7 protein-coding genes are annotated in these 22,745 nt (G+C 56.1%); all 7 read right to left on the reverse strand.

Annotation, left to right across the window (positions count from 1 at the left end; all coding sequences use genetic code 11):
- Positions 1 to 5: 5 nt before the first annotated feature.
- The 7 genes from SK3146_RS11855 to SK3146_RS11885 all read right to left on the reverse strand — a co-directional run bounded on the left by SK3146_RS11855 (position 6) and on the right by SK3146_RS11885 (position 22,744).
- Positions 6 to 2,180 carry an arylsulfatase gene (locus tag SK3146_RS11855; protein WP_249865273.1) on the reverse strand — a complete coding sequence of 725 codons (2,175 nt, stop codon included), beginning with the start codon at positions 2,178 to 2,180 and terminating at the stop codon, positions 6 to 8.
- Positions 2,181 to 2,228: 48 nt separating this feature from the next.
- A complete protein-coding gene (locus SK3146_RS11860; RefSeq protein WP_249865274.1) occupies positions 2,229 to 2,984 on the reverse strand; it encodes an MFS transporter in 756 nt (251 codons plus the stop codon).
- Between the two features lie 29 nt (positions 2,985 to 3,013).
- Positions 3,014 to 3,631 (reverse strand): MFS transporter, encoded by a 618-nt coding sequence (locus SK3146_RS11865; protein WP_249865275.1) that lies wholly within the window; start codon positions 3,629 to 3,631, stop codon positions 3,014 to 3,016.
- A gap of 467 nt (positions 3,632 to 4,098) precedes the next feature.
- Positions 4,099 to 4,428: a chaperone CsaA gene (gene csaA, locus SK3146_RS11870; RefSeq protein WP_249865276.1), complete on the reverse strand. Its 330-nt coding sequence runs from the start codon at positions 4,426 to 4,428 to the stop codon at positions 4,099 to 4,101.
- A gap of 212 nt (positions 4,429 to 4,640) precedes the next feature.
- Positions 4,641 to 5,327, reverse strand: a complete 687-nt coding sequence (locus SK3146_RS11875; protein WP_249865277.1) for a S1 family peptidase — start codon at positions 5,325 to 5,327, stop codon at positions 4,641 to 4,643.
- Positions 5,328 to 5,357: 30 nt separating this feature from the next.
- Positions 5,358 to 14,981, reverse strand: a complete 9,624-nt coding sequence (locus tag SK3146_RS11880; protein ID WP_249865278.1) for a chitobiase/beta-hexosaminidase C-terminal domain-containing protein — start codon at positions 14,979 to 14,981, stop codon at positions 5,358 to 5,360.
- A gap of 134 nt (positions 14,982 to 15,115) precedes the next feature.
- Complete coding sequence (locus tag SK3146_RS11885; protein WP_249865279.1) at positions 15,116 to 22,744, reverse strand: S-layer homology domain-containing protein; 7,629 nt, start codon at positions 22,742 to 22,744, stop codon at positions 15,116 to 15,118.
- Position 22,745: the final 1 nt, after the last annotated feature.

Below are 22,745 nucleotides of genomic sequence, written 5' to 3' on the forward strand. Positions count from 1 at the left end.
TTTCCTTATGCCGGGTCCTTATCGTCGCCCAGTTCATAAACGACTTTCCGGATCGTACCGCCGTACGGATATTCACCTTCCTCCATGTACGTTTCCGTGACGGTAGGTAGCGCATCGCGGCCGACGCTGAGCCCTTTGCGGGAAATTTTGAATTTGTACGTACGCGGGAATTTCCTTTCCCCGACGAGTTTCCCGTTAATATATAAGGAGCCTGTGCCTGCGGTCGACAACGGCTGCTTGGCGAAGACGAAGCGAATCTCCAGCGTCCCCGTAGGAACCTCGCACTCCGAGATCAAAGGAAATAAAGAGCGCATATGATTATACTCAAAATACAGCCGGTTATTGCGGATATAAAGCGTATAACCGCCGTCGTAATTGCCCATCGCCACAAGCACGCCTTCGCATGAGGCGTCCGGACGTTCAATAGCAGCCGTGATGGAATACGACCTGTTCACGGTCGGAGGCGCAGCCGCCGAGCCGATGATCGACACCCCGCCGTAGTAAGTGAACGTATTGCGGTCCGTCACCGACTCCTGATTCGGCTTGGCCAGATCCTTCCAGCCGGCATTGCGCAGCGGCAGCACGTCATAGCGTTCCGCTTCCTGCCACCAAAGCTCGATAAGCTGCTGCAGCCGCTCCGGATGTGCGCCCGCCAAATTATTCACTTCATTATAATCGCTGCGCAGATCGTACAGTTCCCACACATCGTCCTCGAATGCCGTCCCCATCTTATGATTGGTCACAGCCTTCCAGCCTTCATGAATCATGGCGCGGTTGCCCATCATCTCAAAATGCTGCGAATTCCGCCGTGTCGGCTCATCCGGCTGCGCGAACGTATAGCCCATGCTCATGCCGTGAATCGGCATTTGCGGCACGCCGCGAATCGTATCCGGGGGCTGGATATTTAACACCTCGTACACCGTCGGGGTAATATCCGTAATATAGTGAAACTGCGAGCGCACCTTGTCGCTGTCCGCGATACCGCCCTGCGGCCACCGAATAATCAGCGGCACGCGGATACCGCCGAAGTACGTCTGCTGCTTATAATAGCGAAGCGGCGTATTGCATACTTGGGCCCAGCCGCTCGGATATTCGCAGCTGACGCGGTCGCCGTACATTTGGTCGTAATAGGGCAAAATATCGTCCAGCGTTTCCGTAACGCCTTCGACGATTTTCGAATAATCGACGCTGCCGTTGGCGCGCCCGGTGCTGCTCGCTCCGTTATCGGAGATCAGCACGATCAGCGTATTGTCGTATTGACCGATTTCCTTCAGGCAGCTGATAAGACGGCCGATTTGTGCGTCGGTATGCGTCAAAAATCCGGCGTAAATTTCCATAAACCGGGCGGCTACCTTTTGCTCGTCGGAGGTCAGCGCATCCCATGGACGAACATCCGGATTAAACGGCGGAAGCTCGGCGTCCTGCGGAATGATTCCCAGCTCCTTTTGCCGCCCGAACCGCTGCTCGCGGACCCGGTCCCAGCCGATATCATATCGGCCCTCGTATTGACGAATGTACTCCAGCGGCGCCTGATGAGGCACATGCTGGGCTCCGAACGCCAAATAGAGGAAGAACGGTTTTTCCGGCATAATCGAGGTTTGGTCCGTAATAAATTGCCGGGCATGGTCGACCAAATCCTCCGAGACGTGATACTTCCCGTCCCCCTTGTCCGGGCGCGGCACGAAATGATTGTCGTAGACAAGATCCGGATAAAACTGGTCGGTCTCCCCTTCCATAAAGCCGTAAAAGCGCTGAAACCCTTTGCCGAGCGGCCAATAATCGTACGGTCCCGCCGGCGACGAATGATGTACCGGAGCAAGATGCCATTTACCGACCGCAAATGTGCCGTACCCGTTTTCCTTCAACACTTCCGCAACCGTCCCGGCATGATGCGATATGCGTCCTCTCGTATTCGGGCTGTCCGGGCCGAGATCGAAGTTCGTGATCGTCGCCATGCCGACGGAATGATGATTTCGTCCTGTCAGCAAAGATGCGCGAGTCGGCGAGCACAGCGGCGTTGCGTGAAAATTATTGTAGCGCAGCCCTTCCGCCGCCAAGGCGTCGATGTTCGGAGTCGCGATTTCCGAGCCGTAGCAGCCCAAATCGCCGAATCCCATATCGTCGAATACAATGTAGATGACGTTGGTTTTTTCCTCATTTTTGCGTAAAGCCGTGTTCATCTTTACGGCAAAAACCGGATCACACGCGTGACCCGGTCGGTGACGAATTTAAACTTGAGCCTGTGTTCCGAATTCTTCCGTCCGGTTAAACTTCTTACTAAACACGCTGATAAAAATCATTGTGGCTGCCGCGATCATCAGCATCAGGATTAAGGATAAATTGCTGTATTGAGCGGATTTGGCGTTCGACGAAAAATCGATGAGTTTATGCATCATATACGGCTGGCCGTACAGCATCGCCATGAACGCGCCTCCCAAGGAGCTTCCGATGTTGAGCACCAGCTTCTCGATCCCGATACCGGCGCCTCTTTGATGCTCCGGCAGCAATTGCGTATAGTTGGCCAAATATCCGGAGAAAAATAAAGCGTACCCGATATTGAACAGACCCATTCCTACGAAGGCGACGACAACCGAATATCCTACCAGCAACGCTACGAGAGCCAGTCCGGCGAAAATAAAGGCGCCTCCCATCAAAGCGATATTGCGATAACCGATCCCCTTGATGATTTTCCCGGACAGCATCCCTACAATAAAGGCTGCGATATTCGTAACCATATAGAATACGCCTATCGTGCTGGTCGAAATGCCGTAAGTTTGGTTGACAATGAACGGGAAGATGAAGGCGAAGCCGACCTGCGTGCCATAGAACAAAGCGCAGACGATCAGGGAAGCGATAATCCCTTTTACCTTGAACAGCTCCGGTTTAACGAACGGATTTCTGCTTTGCTTCGTATAAACGACAAAAATAACAATAAAGATGAGCGCCAAAATAAGCAGCACGGTGTATTGCATTTTAAACGTCATATAGGTGATTAATAAAGTGGAAATAACGGTCAGCAATATATATAATCGAAGGAGCCGCGTTTGCTCTCGTCCTTCGGCATGTTCTTATAAATGATCGGCACGCCTATCAGCGTGACAAGCGGAATAAGGAACGTAACGTTCCAATGCAAATACTCCGTGATATAGCCGCCGAACAAATGTCCTGCCGCCGACGCTAGCTGGAAAATCGCCGTATTGTATCCGAAATATTTGGCTGCGGTCAGCTTGTCGAAATATTTGATCGCAACCATCACCTGCAAGGCTAAGGGCGCGGCAATCGTAATGGCGAACAGCGCGCGGAATACGATCAGCAAAGTAAAGCTGTGCTGCGAGAAGAACCCGAGAAGCGTGACGACCGGAAAGACGAAGCAAGTAAACAACAGCAGTTTCCTGATGCTTACTACGTCGGATAAAGCCGTAAATACAATCGCCGCAATCCCGAAAAATAATTTGCCTAATGTGACAATCAAGCTCACCGTAGACGGAGTAACGTTAAACTCTTGCGTAAGATCGGGTGTAATTAAGTTGAATACGTTTTCATTAAAAACTTGAAAAAATTCATAGAGCAAAATCCAGGGCATGCACTTGATGACTTTTCTCTGAATTTCTTCCTTCTGCAGACCGGTCATGGTCTTCCTCCTCTTCATAATGAAAGATGCTTTTTGCGTAAGCTGCGGGAGATAGTTTGCTTCTATAGAAATTCCAATGATTTTGCTACTTGCTTCGCCAGCTTCAGCCCCCTAAATTCAGCTTTAAAATCGATATTCTAATCATATACGATTTAATCTCAATTTGTAAATGTATTTTATTCATTTTGATAAAAAGTTTATTGGTTCAATACCCACATCATACAATCCGGTTGTTATTTTTGGAATAATATGGATTGAAACACTCAATTTTCTAGTTTCATTCGCTCTTTCGCCATGATTTCATTTTTTATTTTTCTCATATTGAATATAAAATCATACAGCTTCCAAAATAATAAAAAAGCACCTATTCGCAGCCTTTTCCACGAGTACGACCAACTTTATGAAACGCAAAAAAAGACCGCCGCGGCGGTCTGTGAAATTCCTTTTATGCAACGCTGCAGGATCCGTTAGGCGATAGGAGTCCCGTCGGCAACCCGCACATCCGGCTGTAACAGCACCACATCGCCTTCCTCGGGCACTCCCCCGAGGACAAGCACTTCCGAGTTAAAGCCTGCGATACGTCTCGGCGGAAAATTAACGATCGCCGCCACCTGGCGCCCGATCAGCTTGTCCGGCTCATACCGCTTCGTAATTTGGGCGGATGAGCGTTTCACTCCCAGCTCGCCGAAATCGATTTCCAGCTTAATGGCGGGCTTACGCGCCTCCGGAAACGGCTCTGCGCGCCGAATCGTCCCGATTCGGATATCCAATTTCAAAAAATCGTCGATAGCAGCCATAACTAACTATACCTCCATATGCTCTGGTCAGCGGGCTTCCGGCCGAATCTCGCTGTTATGCAAACTCTATCGCACTATTGTACCCGATAAGCTGCTTGGAACAAAGGGAAAAGAAGCTTAAAACGGAAAAAGCCGGCATCGCCCGAAAGCGTGCCAGCTCTTGTTGCCGATTCAAAATGCGCAGCTGTTTCGCCGCGACGATCGCCCCCGCCTTACTGCTTAGGCAAAAGAGACTGTAAATCGCTGACCGGAATAACCAGATGGATATTGTTCATCGTCTTCAGCGATCCGGATATAATGCCGGCCAGCCGGCCGTACCGGTCGATGAGCGGCCCTCCGGACATGCCGCTGACGATTTGGGCGGAGGTTAATATTCTGCCTCTCCCGTTAATTTCCGCATGCGGCGAGTTGATAATGCCTTCGGTGATGATCGGAGTATCCTTCATCGGGTACCCGAGGGCGAATACGTTCTCGCCGTGCTTGACCGCCGTATCCCGGATCGGTAAAGCCGGGTACGCCGCATTCCCCTCCACTCCCGCATCGGGAGCGGGGAGCTTCAGGAGCGCCGCGTCCGTCTCTTGATCGCAGCCGAGCACCTCGATCGAGGATACCGCGCGTCCGTCGCTCAGCACCGCTTCCAGCCGTGCGGCCTCGGTTAGAACGTGGCAGGCGGTAGCGGCCAATCCGTCGGCGGAGATTATCACTCCGGTTCCCGTAGCTTTGAGAGCATCGTCCGCGTTCAAAGCCCTGATGTAGAATACGGCGCTTTGCGCCCGCTCATACATCTCCTCCGCGTTGTAAACCGCCGCTTCATCGGCGTTAGCTTTGGTGAACAGGCTCATGCCGGACAACAGCAATACGAGCAATCCTAAGCCAAGCGCCGCCGCTTTTCGTTTCATGGTTCATTACCGCCTCTCCGGTTCTAATGCTTATTTCTTCGCTGCCATAATATCTTGATAAGCCCAATGATCGGAAGGCAGGTCGCTGAATGCCGCAGGCAAATCCTGCTTCTCCTTGCCGATCACACGATTGATCAGAACGACGGCCTGCGCCCTCGTCATCTCGCTGTCGGGCTGGAACGTGCCGTCCGGGAAGCCGTCGACATAGCCCGCTTTTGTAAAGGCGTTGATATACTTCTCCGCCCAATGACCGGATACGTCGGATAAGGAAGCTTCTCCGGTTTCTTGAATATCCAGCTTCAGCACTCTGGACATAATGACGACGAATTCGGCTCTCGTCAGTCCCTTGTCCCCGCCGAACGTACGATCGGGATAACCGTCGATAATGCCCGCCGATGTAAAGAACGCGACGTCGTCTTGCTTGCGGCTGCTAACATCGCTCAACATGTTGGCAACGTTGACGTCCTCCATATTCAACAGCGGCTTGAGCATATCCGTAATTTCATAACGGTTCAGCGTAGCATCCGGCCGGAACTCGTCGTTATCGTAACCGGAAATGTACTTCACTTGACCGGCGTCGCTCTTCAATTCGTACTTGGCGTTTTCGACCAGGCATTCGATCGTCACGACTTGATCGTTTTGATCGGTAATCATTTTGACGGTCATATTCCGCGTAATGATCAGTTCCCCTGTATAACGGAGGCTATCCTTGGTCGGAGTCGTGCCGTCGGTTGTGTAGTAGATCGTTTGCCCTTCCGGCGCCGATAAAGTCAATTTGCTGTTTACGGCAAAAGTGACCGGCGTGCCGTTATCGGTCGCAACCGATTTTTGACCTACTTTAGCGGTGATAACCGGTTCCGGCTGGGCAGGCAGTGCAAAACCGCCGCCCCCGCCTCCGCCTCGCGAATGCTCGCGCATCGTCCAGGTCCAGGAATAGATCTCGCTAGGCTCCTTATCCTCCGCAATCGTAACCGCCTTGATCGTTGTCGTGCCGTACAGCGTGATCGGCGAGCTGTACACCTTAGACCACCGGTCCGGCTCGCTGCCGTCCAGCGTGTAATAGATCGTTCCGTTCGCTTCATCGCTTGCCAGAGCAACGGAAGTCTTATCCGTGAACGGATTGCTGCCGGAAACCGCCTTAGGCTTCTGCGCAGTCTCTGCAAACGCAAAGGCCGGTTTGTTCACGGTGAACGATCTGGACTCTCCGCCCACCGCGGCTTTTAATACCGCGCTGCCGGACGAGATCATCGCGCCCTTCAGCGAGCCCGAAGCGCTGCCGATGGAAATCTCCTTCGGATCGGCGCTCCATACCACATCCTTATCCTGAGTCAGTCCGAACTCGGATCGGATCTGATGAATCGTATCCTTCTCTCCCGGAATGACGGCCGCTGCGCTCAGCTTGGACGCCAAGCTGTCGCCGAAAGCGACCAGCTGCGGATAAAATCCTTGAACCGCCTGCCATCTTTCCTTGCTCAGGGTTAACGGCAGCGAGCCGCTAACCAAATCTTTAGCCGTTAATCCGGACGCTTCGCCCGCCGCCCCCGCCGTTCTTACTCCGGCGGCGCTGTAGTATGCGGTGTCCGATTTGAGCATCTGCTTGTTAAAGGCCGTATTGCTGATCGCAGCCGCCTCTTCCTTCAGCCCGGCAATCCCGCCGAAATACGTTTTGCCCGGAATGATGAGCCCGTTCACCGCCGCGCCGATCTCGCCGTCATTCAGCGAATCGCGGATCGTGCCCGCTGCGGCGTATCCGGCAATGCCTCCGGCCCGCACAACGGCAGTTCCTTCGGCGGCCAGTCGTCCCGAATAGTATGTGTCGACGATCGTTCCGCGGTTGATGCCCGCGATGCCGCCCGCTGTGGCCTGATCCGCCGCAATCGTGAGATCGGCATAAGAGAACGATTCGCCGATGACGCCGGACGGCCTGTTCTCTCCGGCGATTCCGCCGGCAACCGCCGGCTGCGCCCCCTTCGTCATGTCGATGCTGCCTCTGGAATAAGCTTGGCTTATATTCCCTTCATTGACTCCGGCAATGCCGCCTGTCGTGCCGCCCGCGGCGTTAATGCTTCCGTTCACGGAAACATGCTCCGCGCTTCCGCTATTGATGCCGACGGCTCCGCCGATATTGTCCTTGCCGGTCAAGGTCAGAGCTTGAATGCCGACGTTCGACAGCGTGCCCTTATTGCTGCCCGCTGCGCCGCCGATATAGCTCGCCCCGGTCACGATTACGGCTTGAGCGTTCACTTCGGCCACCTTATTGCCGTTGGCTCCGGTAACGCCGCCGGTATAATCGGAACCGGTGACGTTCGCCGATTGAATGTCGGCATGCGTTAGCTCGCCTTCATTCGTTCCTGCCACACCGCCGGTATATCCGGCGCCGGTGACGTTCACCGATTGAATATTCGCTTTCGTCAGCTCGCCTTCATTGGCTCCGGTTACCCCGCCGGTATACCCGGCTCCGGCTACGTTCAGCGATTGAATGCCGATGTCGGACAACATGCCTTTGTTTAAGCCTGCCGCGCCGCCGATATACTCCCCGCCGGTTACGCTCAGGGACGGGATGCTGATATTGGTCAGCGTGCCTTCATTCGTGCCGGCTGCGCCTCCGGTATAATCCGCGCCCTTCACCGAACCGCTAATGGCAATGCCGCTGATCGTCGCTCCCGCATGGTTGATCCCGGCGACAATCCCCGTATTCGTCCCTGCCGTGATGTTCGTTTCGGCGAAGATAACGTTCTTGATCGTTCCGTAGTTCTCGGCCGCGAAGCCGTAAGCCGCGGAATCCTCCGCCGTGCCTTGAAGCCCGCGGATCGTTTTTCCTTGGCCGTCGAACTCGCCCCGGAACGCTGCGAAAGGTTCCCAAGCGGCCCCTTCCAGCGAAATATCCGCTCCGAGAGCGAGATGATTCAGCGCCGGTCCGGCATCCGCCGTCCGGTTGAACAGACGGTAATACGTCGTGTCCGCATCATTGTACAGCTTCACGATGCCTACGAATTGCCTGCCGCTTTGAACGGCGATGTCCGCGGAGCCGTATTGGCTCAGGAACGATGCGTCGACGTCAAAGTTCCAGCGCCCGAAGCCGTAAGAGCTTGTCAGATCGCTGTCCGCTTTCGCCGCTTCCGCGGCCGCCAGACTGCGCCCGATCGGCTCCAGCTTGCCGAGATAGAAGGACCCGGTTACGCTTGCGTTCCTGAAGTTGTAACCGATCAGCGCTCCGCTGAACGCATTGGCCCCGCTCACATTCATCGTAACGTCTGCGGTGCCCGCATACGCGCGCTCGATCACGCCGTCGTTATAGCCGGCGAAGCCGCCGGTATAAGACCGGCTCGCATAATTGACGCCGCTCGCCGCCACCTTCCCTTGCACCGCGTACGCATTCTTCACGCTTGCCGCTCTCTCGACGATCCCCGCGAAGCCGCCGGTTCTCGTATCGGAGCCCGCATTCGCCACACTGCCCGCAGCATAGGCGCCCTCGATCCCGTAACGGTCCGCGGAGCCGGCGAAGCCGCCCGCGTACGCGCCCGTGATGCCTTGAACGTCGACGGTCCCTTTGGCATACGCCCGCTTGATCGTGCCCGAGCCCGCCGGATCGAGATCGCCGAGCAGGCCCGCAAAGCCGCCTGCGTAAATCGTATTGTCCTGATTATCGCACACGACCTGTACAGGAATATCGGCAAAGGAATCGGCGAATAACGTATTATCGGCCGTTCCGACAAAGCCCCCGACATGAGCAGCCGGTACCATCCCTGGCTTGGTCACGGCGCTGGCAACCGCAATCTTCTCGCCCGCCGCCGATACGGCGTTCGAATAATGGATCTCGCCGCCTGCCGCTTGACCGACTATGCCGCCGACATGATAGACGCGGCTTGTATCGGCTGCGATGCCGTTATGCGCCGCCGTGCTGACGATGATGCCGCTGCTGAAGCCTGCCGTTCCGCCGGCGGAGACCGTCTTCCCTCCGCTGACGGCTATCGGCGCGGCAGATACGGAATGATAGATGGAAGCCGTATCATTCCGGCCCGCGATGCCGCCGACGTACAGATCCCCGGCGTTATCCGTACCGGCGGCTTGAATCGCACCGGACGATACCGAAGCGTTGTACACCCCTTGGTAGAAAGGAGCAAGCTTGCCGAAATCGAAGCTCTTGTTGACGTCGCTCGAAGACAACATCCCGGCAACGCCGCCGACGATACCATCGCCCGCTCCGGATACGGAGTGAATATCCGATTTCACGTCAAGCATATACAGAATCGAATCTTCCGCTTGCCCTGCGATGCCGCCTGCTGCAACGCTCTTTCCCGCAGCCCGCAGAACGCCGCTCACCGCAGCGTCGCGCACGGCCGCATGAGCAAGCTTGCCCGCAATGCCGCCGAGCACCGCATTCTCGCTGGAGTCGTAGGTAGCCAGATTGAGCTGACCCGCCTTCACCTGATCCAGGTCAAACGCACTAATGCCTTGGCCTTCCTTGCTTCCCACGATGCCGCCGACCGTTCCGTTGCCCGTCATAACCCAAGTGTCGGCTGCAGCTGCAACCTCCGCTTGATGAATCGGGTTATCGGCGCCGGATTGCCCGATGAGTCCGCCGAGGATCGAGCCTGCTCCCGGCGCTTCCAGCTTGCTATCCGCTGTGAAGGACAGACGGAGCGCGTCCGCTTTGCCGGATACGTACTGGCCGATCAAACCGCCCGCCGTGCTGCCTGCTCCCGAAGCGGACAGCTGCGCCGCCGTATCGATGCTCAGACCGCTGACATCGCCGGCTTGCTTGCCGACCAGTCCGCCGATCGTCGCATTGGCCGCAGAGCTGGCGACATTGCCGCCGATCGTCGTGAATTTGACGATACCCGGATGAAGGGCAACCGTATTCTCGCCGATAAACCCTCCGGCAATCGGATTCGTTCCGGTCGCTTCAACCCGTGCTCCGCTTTCCGAGCTCAGAGTGAGCTCAGAGAGCGTTCCTGAGTTTTTGCCGATCATGCCGCCCGCGGTGCTTCCGCTGATGGCGGCGCTGCCCGTCAGCTTGACGCTGATATGGGACACCGCGCCTTTATTCAATCCCGCAAGCGAACCTGCATATTGCTGCCCGGTCACGGATAAAGGCTCCAATTTGACGCGGTCCACTTTGGCCTTCTGTCCGATGACTCCGAACAACCCCGAATACAGGGAGTTCGCCGGAGCCGTCAAGGTCAGACCGTCGATCAATTGATCCCCGCCGTCAAAACTGCCTTGAAACGCGCTTTCTTCATTAAACCCGATAGGTATCCACTGCTTCGACTGGATGTGAATCGGCTTCACGACCTTAATCGTTCTTCCTTCGAAAGAGAACTGGGAGACGCCGGGAATCGTCCCGTTCACAATCGCCGCGAGTCCGGCAAGCTCAGCCTCGCTCTTCACTTCGAAGGTGATTGCTCCCTTATCTCTTACGTACCAGTTGATATTGGCATTGACATCTTCGCCGCCTCCCGTCTCTCCTCCGTCATTGGCAGTGCGGATGAGTTCGGGATATTTATACTCGGCATCGAGCGATCCGTATCTCCATATCGTATTGAAATCCCAGCCGGACAAGCCCGGGAAGTAGCTCCGGTCCTTCAGCGTTGCAGCGAGGATCGTGGTGAGGCGCGCCTGCGCGTTCAGCCAGAGGAAGCTGCCGTCCGCAAAATCCGGTAAATCCCCGTTGATGTCGTTATCTACGTCTTTTACGTAATACGCTTTATACAGCAGTTCTTTGCTGTTGTTATCGTAGCGTCCGGCAAAGCCGCCCGCATACGAGCCTTCGGCCGCAGTTACCTTGCCCGCCGAGTAGGCCGTCGTTACCGTACCGTTCGTAATTCGGCCGAGAAGTCCTCCGGCATACGAATGGTCGGCTCCGGCAATAACCTCTTTGGCCGCGTAAGAGTTCGTAATCGCGCCTGCGGCATGCTCGCCGACCAAGCCGCCGACGATCGAATAACTGCCGCGCGCGGTCACGGTGGAAACCGAGTACGACTTGTCGACATTGCCGCTGTTGCGTCCGATGAGTCCGCCCAAATAGACGGAATCTCCCGCGACCCCGTGCGCATTGCCCGTAATCGCAATGTCCACATAGGATGCGGTCACTTGCCCCCGGTTTTCGCCGGCTAAGCCTCCGCCCATCGTATGCTCGCCCGCAATGCTCAGATTGGCATTCGAATAAGTGTAGTACAAGATGCCGTTTTCCGTATTCAAACCGGCCAGACCGCCGACGATACCGGAGTTTCCTTCGGAAGTCACCGATATCTTATCGGAAATGCTGTTATTGGCGATCAGACTCCGGTTCTCGCCGACCAGACCGCCCGTCACCGCGGACTCCGCGCTGACCAGAATCGTACCGACGATTCGGCTGTTCTGAATCGTGCTGACGGCTTTGCCCGGTTCGGCACTCGGATCTCCCGCGCGCCGATCATTGATCCCGGTGATCCCTCCGACGATCGGCGAAGCCGCCGTAGGAGTAACCTTCAAGCTGAGCGCATCCGTGTTGTTATTGATAATAACGGCGGTATCTGTGCCCAGATTGTAGCCTGTCATGCCGCCGACGACCGCATTAGGGCCGCTGATGACCAAATTGACCGAGCCGGAGAACACTTTCTCCACCCGGGTTTTATCGTTATAGCCCGCGATACCGCCGGCATAAGACGATGCTGCGGCAGCCGATCCGACGATAAACACATTGTCCGCATTCGTCTTGCTTGCATCGCCGGTAATGCTGCCGTTCTCGATTTTGCCGGCGATGCCTCCCGCTATCGTGTTAACTCCGTCGTAAGATAGCGTAGCGTAATCGGGAAGCGCGGCGTCAACGACAGAATCCTTGATCTCCGTACGTTCGGCGTATCCGGCAATGCCGCCGATCACATCGCTTACTCCGGTCGCCTTGATCAATGTTCCTTCTCCGGCATGAACCCACGCATTGCTGATGACAGCCGGCGACGCGCTCCCGTCAGGAGCTTCGGAACGTCCGGCAATGCCCCCGGCCTCGCTCGCTTCCCCGTTAATCTCAAGCTGATGCGCTTTGGCCGTCGCGCCTGCGATCGTTCCGGTATTGTTACCGGCAATCCCGCCGACTTGGTTCGCCGTTCCCGATGCGGTTACGCGCACGTTCTCGGCCAAGCCCTTCGGAGCCACGCTGCGGTTTTGCCCGAACAATCCGCCGATCTGAAGATGATCTCCCGCCGCCGTAACGGCGATATCTTCTGCCTTGATGACGAAGCCGTCGGCGGCTTCGCTGCCTTGGGCCGTATCTTGAACGCCTGCAGCGCCGCCGAACTTGATGCCGTTAGCCGGGATTTCGACCGTCACGCCTTCGATAGATAGAAACGCCTGATGCGCGCGGTTTACGCCGACCGCTCCGCCGACTTGGCTGTTATCGGCGTTCACCTCGATAGCCATTTGCTTGACCTGCAGCGGCGATCCCGCAGCCCCAAGCTGCGCTTCCGGCGTCAATACGCCCGCTACCGCGCCCAAGCTATAATCGGTTCTTCCCGCTTCGTTCAACAGAGCGATGCGGGTAACTAGGGCGTCCGTCACCGCCAGCGGCCCTTCATTGCGCCCGACGATGCCGCCGGCCGTCAGCCGGTCGATGCCTGCCGCAGCGGCAAGCTGCACACTGTCGCTGCCAGCCGCGGCCGCATCCCCGACCGTTGCGCCGCTAATGGAGCCCTGCGCCGTACCGGCAATGCCGCCCGCAAAGCCGTCCGCGGTTTGCACCGTCACGCCGGCATATTGAACGGCCGCATGGCTGACGCTGCCGTTCAAATACCCCGCAACGCCGCCGACGAAGCCGTCGGAGACAAGCTGCGTGTAGCTTCCGGCCGTATTTCCTACGTTGGCTCCCGCAATGGAGCCGCCGTCGACATAGCCTGCAATCCCGCCGGCATAGGTTCCGGCTCCGCCTCCGGTGGATGTAATCGTACCGCCCTTATAGGTCGGCACCCCGTCGACAACCCCGGCCGGCGTCCGTTTGAACGAAGCTCCGCTCACGGTTCCGCCTCCGGCGAAATAACCGACGACGCCTCCCGTGCTGATCGTGCTGCCGGGCGCGGACGCCGCGGCCGTGACCGTAATGTCGCTTGCGAACGAAACGTTCGTGATTTGTTTATCCGGGCTGTCAGCGCCGACCATGCCGATGAATCCCCCGGTATACAGCTTCGTTTTCCCGCTGACCGTCAAATTGCCGACGCTGGAGACGTTGCTCGTTTCTACCGTCGACGTTTGAGTAGCATCCGTCCTTGCATAAGCCCGGTTGGAAACGATCCCCCCCGTATAGACGCCCGTGCCCCCGCTTACGGTGATGCTTCCGCTGTTTTCGTAAGCCGACGGGCTGCCGTCCTGAAGCAAGACCCGCTGCTCGGCGTAACCGATCAAGCCGCCGGTATACGCCTCATCCGGTTGACCGGACAGCGCGCCGGATACGCGGATCGCCCCCGTATTTTTGCCGGCTCCGTTCAAGGCGAGGTCGCCTGTTGCATATCCGAACAGACCGCCGGTATAGACGTGGTCTTTCCCCATCGCAGTAACCGCCACATTGTTCACATAGCCTTTTTTCCAGGAAAAGGCGCCTTCGATATAGCCGGCGAGCCCGCCCGTGTGGACGCCCGTTCCGCCGTTATTCGTAACGGCTCCGGTGTTGCCGAAGGGCAAATCCGCATTCCCGGTGCCCAGCGAGCCTGCCAGCCCGCCCACATACGTTCCGGCTGCCGCCGGAGCGTTGATCGTAACCGCAGCGCTGTTGGTGGTTGCCGCTGAGAAGTTCAATACCCCGTTCGCCTTGCCTACAATACCTCCGGCATACAGCTTCGAGCCTCCGGCAACCGTTACGGCGCCCGAGTTGGATATGATCGTATTGTCTTGATTCATCGCTATGGATAGAGGAGAATAACCGACAATGCCCCCGGCATACACGGACTGGTCAGCTTTGCCCGTTGCATTAAGCGCTCCGGTATTCCATATTTTCACCATTTTCCCATATACGCTGCCTGTAACGCCTCCGGCATACACGTTGCCCCCGGACGCGGTCACCGCGCCGTTATTTCTCAGGTTGGATAACGTGCCTGCGCCTTGACCTACGATTCCCCCGACATACGTATCCCGGTTCGACGAATCGACGGTAACGGGCACATTGCTTGTAATATCGTACAAAATGCTGTTGTTAACCATCTTGCCGACCGCTGTGCCCGCGTAGACGTCGGAAGTCACCGAAGACAGCGAAATGGCGCCGGTTTCCGTAAAATGGAACCCGCCCACCGTCGCACCGTCCATGTACCCGATAAAACCGCTGTACATCGTATTGTCGCTGATCTTCATACCGCTAATTTCAATGGTCGCTCCATGAGCCGTGATCAATGTGCCTTTGAACGGATTGGCTTCCGTTCCGATCGGCACCCACAGATAAGCGGACAAATCCAGATCTTGATTGACCTCCAGCGTTTTACCGCTAAACCCGTTAATCTGTACGTTGTTCGCATTTTTCCCTGCATTAACGAGCTTGGCGACACCGGCCAGCTTCGCCGGCGTATCGATGGTATACGTCTGGAATTCGGTGTAGTTATCGAACCAGCTCGTATCCGCATGATTGCCGTCGGTCCAACGGCTCGTGCTCGCATTCGCGTGAAAGGTCATCAAGCCTGCCAGTATCAGAAGAAACATAACAGCAAACCCAATCGCATAGATTGATTTTTGCTTTACCGCCATCATTACACCGCCTTCATTTGGTAAAAAAACCGCTATAGTAGAGCTACCGGCAAACGTCATAAAGACTTGTGCCGGTAGCCTTCCTTATATTAATTGCTTGCAATCCACGAGCTAAGTCTTATCGCAATAGCCGCCGCCTGCGCTCTCGTCAGCTCATCGAGCGGGTTCACATGATTGCCGTCTCCTTCGATGATGCCGTTCTTGATGCAGAGCGCCGCCGGAATTTTCGCCCAGTCTGGGACTTCGTCCGCATCGGTAAAGCCTGCCAGCGCCTGATCCGCCTCTTCCTCGGAAATGTCGCCCACGCGGCCGAGCGCTTGAAGCAGCCGTCCCGCCATCGTCATCGCTTCGATTCTCGACATTGTAGCCTGAGGAGCGTAAGTGCCGTCCGCCAGCCCGTTCACAATGCCCATTTGCGCCGCTACCGACACGCTGCGGTTAAACCAGTCTTCCGCGCCGACATCCGTAAAGGAGGATTGGCCGTTCTTGTTCATCAAACCGGCGACTCTCAGCAGGATGGTCGGATATTCGGCCCGGGTAATATAGCTCTCCGGATCGAACGTATCTTCACCCTTGCCGAGCACGAACAGCTTGGCTGCCGCCTGGCTGATGCTATCCTTGCCCCAGTAGCCGTCATCGACATCGCTGAACGATTTCGCGTTTCGTACGAATACCAGATTGCCGTTTCCGGTCAGTTGAACCAGAACATAGGCTCCGTCTTCGGAGTATTCCGGTTTCCACGGCAGCGGCGTCCATGCGTCTTCGGGGCTTTTCAGCACCACGGCCGTAAGGCTCGCCGGGTCAGCCGTTTGCGGCAGCGGCACGCGTACAGCCGCATAGGAATCCCAAGCGGACGCCGGAATGTTCGTCTTGATGGAAACGCCCTGACCGTCCGCAAGCAATGCGGAATCCAAACTATCCGCTATGTCCTTGAGCGCCGGAAGCTCGTAGCTCTCATTCGGGAACAAGCTCACTTCCAGGTTGTCCTTCAATCCCGCCAGCTGCTTAGGCGTCAAAGTCAGCTTCGCCAAAGGCGTGTCAATCACGATGTTTTTCTGCTTGGCAACCGCAGCTTCGGCAATGCTCCGGTCCAAACGGAATGTGTACCCTCGGACCGTGGAGTCCTCCGTCCGGATTACAATATCTCCGCTGCCGTCCAAATCCACATCGCCCGCCGCAATAACGGCTTCAAGCACATTGTCGTTCTTCTCGGCGCTGATCGTACGCTGACCGACGGTAATTTGCGCCGTATCGGCCGGGATGACGCCGCCACCGCCGCCTCCTCCACCGCCTCCGCCGCTGCTAGAAGAAGAGCTCCATACGTTGGCAGTCAGCCTGCCCGATGCGGCAACGGCCAGCTTATCCTTCGAGGTTCTTTTCGCCACGACGACGATGTCGCCGGATTTAGCGCTGACCACGCCGCCCTCCGGCAGGAAGCTCCAGCCGCTAATATCTTGGCCGAGCACCGGAACAACCACAGGGGTCAGAGTCGGGGTGAACACTTTATACACCAGCTGATATCCGAGCATTTCGCCCGGGTTGGCCACGGTCACCTTTGTCAGGCTGCTGTTGCTTTTTATAGCCGAAGTGCTGGCTTGCAGATTGCCGAGCTCCGTCTCTGCCGGAACTTGAACGGCGGCCGCCGCCATCGCTTCCAGCGAAACGCCGTCGGATACCTGGTAGCTGGCCTGAACCAAACTGGCTCCGGTAGCTTGCGCCGTTATCGTGCCGTCGCTGCCGAGCTCAACCGCATCGCCCGACAAGATCGAGTAGCTGATCTTATTCTGAGGCACTTCCACTTCCTTGAATTTCGGCTTGCCCTTGGCGTCTTTGCCGTCGGAGATGCGCAGACGCGCCTCCAGCTTCAGGCTGTCGCCCGGCTTCATCGTCGGAACCTGTTTAATAACAAGTCCTGCAGGCACATCGTACTTGTCATTCGTAATATCGACGACGGCCTTATTTTCATTCCCCGCTCCGTCGCGGGCTTGTACGGTTAGCTCTGCGTTCGGATCGTTCGAGTCCACCGCGACTTCCCCGGAGAACCGCCCGTCTTCACCCACTTTGAGCGCCGTCTCTTTACCGTTCACGATGACCTTGAGTCCCGCGTCGTTAGAGCTTCTTCCCGAGACGCGGATTTTACCGCCGCTCGTTCTTGCGCCCGTCACCGGCTCGTCCAAATATAATATCGGAGCGATCGTATCGACGGTCAGATACAGCATCTTGACCTTGCTGTCCTTCGTTTTCGTATTGGTCGCCACAAGCTCGATCGCATATGTGCCGTCCGTCGTCTGCGGAGCGAGCTGCAGCACGCCGTGGCTGCCGCTGCCTTCATTCTGCAGCGCCGTCTTGCCGAGCGATTGACCGTTATAGAAGGCTTCCACCGATACATCCTGCTGATCGGAATACAGCTCGACGCTTTGCTGTGCGACATTATTGGTCAGCACGTCGATTTTCGGCTGACGCTTCGACAGCAGCTCCCGGCTCGTCTCCAAATCCGGCTTGGCAGGTACCGGAAGCAGCTTGCTTACGCTGTCGGTTCTATCCGCATAATGGAAGTTTTCGTTCTTATCCAGTTCCTTGGACGGCTTGACAACAGCGGAAACGCCAATCTTGTATTCTTGTCCGACCTGCAGCCCGACATATTTCACCTGGCTCGGGTCTACGCTTCCGCCGTTCAGACTCTTTTGATCCACTGCATCGGAGGTTGTCGTAGCCGTCCAGCCCCCGAGCAAAATGCCCTCGTATTTGCCGGTTTCGGCATTCCAGTGGCTTGCAAGCTCCTGCTCGGTGAACATCAGCTCTCCGAAGTTGTCGTAAGGCAGCAGCTTGCCGTTTTGCTCCTGCATCGCATTGATCACATAGCTGTGTTCAGCGTCTTTCAATGCATCCTTCTTCGCCGCAGGCTTGAACGATAACGCGAAGTATCCGTTGCCTGCCGGCTCTATCGATATGTCGCTGACCGGCTGAGGCGCCAATGGATCGATGATTTCGAACTGCTCCGCCGATGTTTTGGTGCCGAAGGTCGATTCGGACTTCAGCTCGGCGCGCAAATAATAATTGCCCTGCTGCATTAATCCGCGAATATCTTCGGTTCCGTCCAGCATATCTACCTGGGTCACATCGATCGCCTTATGACCGCTGGTCGTTGTGCCGGAGAGTCCGCCTCCCTCGCTTACCTTCACATCCCGCGCAATCAGAATGCCGGGATCGCCCGGATCGAGCGTCTCCTGCCCGTTCTCGCCTTGGGTCGTAGCCGTGCTGACAGGCTCTTTGGTCAAGTACAGATTGACCGTATCTTCCGGCTTCGCATTTTCCACCGACCAGTTGGCCGTAAACCGGTTGGCGTTGCCGCTGTCTTTCGTCAAGCTGACGTCTTTGAGCTGCGGCAAAGTCGGAACGTTCAGCAGCTTCGTCTGCACCGCCGATTCGGAAGTCAGCGTCCATGTTCCGCCCTTTTGCACCCGATCCTGCGGAAGCACGATATACGCCTTGCGGTGATCGACCTTGTCGCTCGCTTTGGCAGCCGGGATAATTTGCGTGAACGCCGTAGCGTCCGGATTCGTATTCTTATCGTCATAAATGATCGGATAAGGCTGTCCCGCCGCATCTTTCAGTGTCAAGCTCGGTGTATTCTGATCGGTATATTCCACTTCAATGATCGCATTGCCGGTAACGCCGTCCATCGGAATTTCATGCACGCGTCCGCCGTTTTTCACGGTAATGCCGCCGATGCCGATGTCCATCGATCCGTTGTCCAGCAGCTGCACACCTTCGGCTACGTCGCGGTATACGATCTCATGCGTTTCTTTCTCCGCCTCGACCCACGATGTCGCCACCGTCTTCACGCCTTGCCCGATGACGAGCATACGAGGGCCGCGATTCGGATCGTTGATCAGCAAATGGGTGAAGCCGTCCGGCAGCTGCTCGCTGGAGGTGCCGAATTCGACGCCGCCGCCCCAATAATAAGTGATTCCGAGTGAAATAAACAGAATGCCTACGCTTCCCCACACTTTGTCGTTGTTCAGTCCGAAGAACATGCTGGACAGCGGCATTCCCCCGACGACAGGCACTTCGCTCGGAATTTGCACCTTGGCGCCGATGTATCCTTCGAAGTCGGTCCGGTGCTTCTCCAGGTTTTGCCCGACGAACACCCCGGCTTTACCTACAATGACATTCCAGCCGGCAATATCTACCTCCGCCTGCATGCGCACGAACCAAGGCGTTACCCACTGGGCTTCGATCAAAGCCTGGGTCAGCATTTTGATTAAATCGTCTTCCTTGGGCGCCGCCTTGGGCGAATAATTCATTTTCCCTTCCAGCTTAATGCCCGTCCGCTTCAAGGTCAGGTCGATATCCCCGAAAAAGTACGCGGGAGCCACGCCGAACCTCAAGCTGACACCGGCCTCGATGACCAGCGGGAACGGATCGTCTTTGGTGCCGCCGGCAATCGTATCGGCCAGCTCGCGCACCGCTCCCCGGACCCCGGTCAGGTAGGTCGCTCCGGTGATCAGCACGCCCGGACTGTCCAGCGAGGCGCTGAATGCAATGACATCCGGCAAAATCCGTCCGTCATCGACCTGCTTGAACGAAATTTCCGCGCCGATTTCGGTCATACTTTTTAATTGGGCGTTGAATTTCAAGCCGTATGTGTTGGATACGCCATCGACCTTCTGCGTGTAATGAACGATGTTGATTTCACCGCTCGGCTTCTTCGGTCCTTCGGGTTCCTTCTTGGCGTCCTTCGATTCTTTTTTATCCGGCTCGATCAAGCCCAAGCTTTCATTCAGGTCGAACTTGAGCCCGGCATCGATGCCGACGAAGCCTTTATCGTTAAAAACAACGTTGCGGACTTCGGCGTTCAGCACCTTGAGCGAAATGGTTCCGCCGAAGGAGACGCCGCCCGGTCTTAGTATAAAGTCGTTAAACGAGATGCCGAAGCCGGAGAACGTAAAGTTCGGTACGGCAAACAAGCTGTGCTTGTTGAAATAAACGAGCTGGATCATCAGCTGGCGCAGCGGGTTGAGCCTGTCTCCCAGCGCTCCCGTCGCCCAGCGCAGCGTACCGTTTAGACTGTCGTCCTCTTCGTTTCCTTCTTCCTTCGGAAATTCCGCTTGCGGGATCGTATAGCCTTCTCCCAGCGTTTTATCGAAACCGTTGTAGAAATCGAGCGTCCATTCCCCTTTGTGGAACACAAAGCCGCTGCTTGCGACGCTGAGCGTTCCGTCCCCCTTGACGAAGAGCGTATCGAAGAAAGGTACGCTGTCAAAGCCGTTCACCTTCTGCTTGGCGCCGAAGATGTCCAGCTTGCCCCGTGAGAACACCATATCCTTGCCTTTGTAAGCAACGGCGCCGTTAATGATGGCCGGCTCGGTCTTCGTATCCACGATCACCTGCTGGTCCGCTCCGGTTCCCGCCGTCTTGATCATCCCGCGGATGTCGACGAGCTTCTCCTTCTCCTCGTCTTCGAAAAATTCGTCCATCTCATCTTGCGATGCGAACAGAGCGTAGTTGTATGCGGGCACTTCCTTCAGCGACTGGTCATCCAAATATCCGGAAAGATCGAACTCGGGATCGATCGCTTTGCTCGCCGCGCCGAAATAATATTTGGCATTTTTGAACACCGTTACGGCGCTGTATAAATCGGTTCCTTTCTTGAAAGGCTCACCTGGAAACGCGCTGTTGATATCGTCCAGCAGCTTCCCGCTCAGCGAAGGGGTCACATGGCTTAAATCGACCATTTGCTTATAGACGGCCATAATTTTCGCTTCCCTGACCCGGTTGGCATCGTTATCCGTCACGGCAAACGTTTGACTCGTCGTCAAATCGTACATCGCCGCAATGTCCGCATCGCCGCCGGTATCGCCCTTGTAGTCGATTTCAACCTGGTACTCCCCGAGCGGCAGCTCCGGCCCCAGACCGGCCTCAATCACCTTGCCGCTGCCGTCGACCAAATCGCCGCCCCGGTACGTAATACGCATGTCGCCGGAGAAACCGTCGTCAGTCGGCTGCAATATAACCGAGCTTTTGACCGGCACCTTATAGCGTTTTCCTGTCGCCTTATCTTTTAGATACAGATCGAAGTTAGGGTCGGTCGTCTCGTTGCCCGTATTGTACGCGTCGATATTCGTCATATTGACCGTAATGTATTTGACGTCCGTGCTGTACGCTTCCTTCGGCGTCAACCCGTAAGCATACGTCGGCACGGCGTTGCCGATGGCGGGCAGCAGCACAAAGTTCGATTTGCTCGACTCGTATTGGGCTTTTATCCCTTCGTCCGTCTCCCCTTCCAGCTTCACCTGGGTTTCCGGACTGCGAACCGTCATCATATACTGCTTGGTCGTAGGCCACGGCTTGCCCTTCGCCTGCACCTTGAACGAGGCGGTAACCGTATCGCCCGGCTTATACTTCGGTATAATGCCCTTCTCCGCCTCTTCCGGCGTCGCCGATTTCCGGAACATGAGCTTCTTGCTGCGGTAGGCCTCGGTCAGCGCTTTGCCGTTCGCGTCGCGCACAATATTGCCCTGCTCGTCCAGCTTGACGAAGTTCAGCCCGCTGTCCAGCGTCAGCTCAACCTCGATATTGGACTGCTCCATATTAAATACAGCCAGATTCTCCACTTCAGCGTTCAGATCGAATATGCCTTCGCCGACATAGTCGCTGTTATCGCTTAAGGTAGCGAGCTGCTGAGGCGGATCGAGATAGCGGGTGGAAAACACTTTGTCCGGCTCGATAATTTCGCCCAAACCGTACACCGTCTCGAACGTCTGCACCGCTTGGTTGGCCAGCGGTTTCGGCTGCCAGTAGAAAGCTACCGCGGAGTCGGCCGTGCCATAGTCATTCGTATCTCTCGTAAAGTCAAGGTTCGGATTCGGCGTATAATCCCATTTCGTATTCGCCAGACCGTTCCAATGCCCTACGATCATTTCATCGACGATGTTGATGTTCTTCTCCGCGAAGTTATTGAAGCCGTAAGCCATTACATTGGTCGCTTGCGGATTCGTCAGATCGAGCTTGTCCCGCATAATCCAATACGGAGGCAATTTATAGAGCGGTCTGTCCTCCTCGGAAATACCCGGGTCATTCTCCGGGTCGTGAACAAGCTTTCTCTCCACGGTAAGAGGAACCTGATACGCCGTGCCGATCTGGAACTGCGGACCGTCGTTTCCTCCGACCATCGTGTCGAGCAGCATACGAGAGCCGAGCTGCACCTGGGCTCCGCTGTTGTTCAGCACTTCATAGCGGATGTTGACATTGCCCACGTTTTTCTTGTCCGATTTATCGGAATACAGCATAATAATTTGCTTGATCGCAACGCCTTTGATCGTCCATACCGTTTCTATTTGCTTCGTGCCGTTCGAATTCTCAACAATTCTCGGCGGCGTAATCTCCGAGAAGAAAGCGGCCCCGAACTTGTACGGGTTGCCGAAAATATAATCGGTCCCGTCGATCCGAAATGTCGTAAAAGAGGTTTCCGGGTCGTCGCCTTGAAACAGCATATTGACGTTATCGTCTTTTTTGCGGATCGTCTGCCCTTCCACCGTTCTTATGCCGTATCGTCCGGTGGCGTTATCGACCGTAATTTTAATGAAATCGTTCTGCAGCACCGTTACCTTGGGAGCGCTGAGCTCCGCCGCAAGAACGGATGCAACCTGGACGTTGGAGCCCAAAACGAATATAAGCGCGAACAATAGTATCAGCGTCTTTTTGAGAAGCTTCAAT

The organism is Paenibacillus konkukensis, from assembly GCF_023523925.1.
In the GTDB taxonomy this organism is placed as follows: domain Bacteria; phylum Bacillota; class Bacilli; order Paenibacillales; family NBRC-103111; genus Paenibacillus_S; species Paenibacillus_S doosanensis.